The organism is Dellaglioa sp. CoH-57-MRSF-20 (assembly GCF_056781955.1).
Genome location: NZ_JBXAXV010000025.1, coordinates 1 through 915, shown reverse-complemented (window position 1 = coordinate 915; position 915 = coordinate 1). Strand labels below are relative to the sequence as shown.

Genomic DNA, 915 nt, shown 5'->3' with positions numbered 1-915 from the left:
CGTGATTTGCTCCATTATATTCACGCGGAATCGACCTCTTTTTGGGCGGGTTAGGGGTTTGTACAGGGCCGGAGGTGGATGCGGCACGCGGTTTAATGAGGTGTTTTACACCAGACCCCTCAAAACGCGATTTTTTAGCATTTCTAAGTGTTTTTTCGTGATCAGCACGCGCCTGATCAGGATTCCTCACCAATTCCGTAGAATCCGGGCCCCATTCAAGTTCTTCATCGGCGTCTGCGTCGGCATCGAGCCCATCATCGGCGTCTGCATCTACTATTTCGAAGTCCCCGTCCGCGTCTTCTTCGTCGGACCCGCGCACGCGCACATGGTTGTATCCGCGCTCCGCGATCTCCGCGTTGTAGTTGAGGGCCCACATGTGGGACGAGGGTCCTAGGGGAATTGAGTGCAGGACGGGCTTGATACCTAGTCCGTGGAGGACTCGAAGATGCGGGACTTGCTGGATAAGTGAGGACAAGGAAATCGGGGTTGGGGGCGTGTGGACGACTGCGATCAGCGGTCTGTACGTTAGCGTGAGTGAGGCCAGTGGATAGGAGCCGGGGGCTTGCGGATCGAGAACGAGTACGAGATTTGTTGACATGGTGTGAATTGTTGTGTAGGATGCGCCAGTGGACCGAGGACCGAACGAAGTGAGGGACGCGGAACGGCGCTTTTGTGATTGGACAATCTTAAATTACGTGGTGTGGGATGGGTGATGAGGGAGGTGTGTGAGATGGGTAAAAATCGCAGCTATGCTGCTGGGTGGAATATGGAGCTGCCGCCGCGTCAGTCCGAGAATCCGGAATCGTGTGATTATCGGTGGTCTATTCCGGTGCTTGTGACCGTCCAATACGGTGATATGTGCTGGGTACCGCATAAGGCGTGGGCCTACCGTTATGAAGTGGGCGACTCTGGCTG

Annotated in this window: 2 protein-coding genes; one reads left to right on the top strand and one right to left on the bottom strand. The window is 55.3% G+C overall.

What is annotated here, in order from left to right; all coding sequences use genetic code 11:
* A partial coding sequence (locus AC1RPN_RS07830) for a hypothetical protein (protein ID WP_481763657.1) occupies positions 1 to 376 on the bottom strand: 376 nt, incomplete at its 3' end.
* A 354-nt stretch (positions 377 to 730) separates the two neighbouring features.
* Here AC1RPN_RS07830 and AC1RPN_RS07825 point away from each other — a divergent pair.
* A partial coding sequence (locus tag AC1RPN_RS07825) for a hypothetical protein (protein WP_481763656.1) occupies positions 731 to 915 on the top strand: 185 nt, incomplete at its 3' end.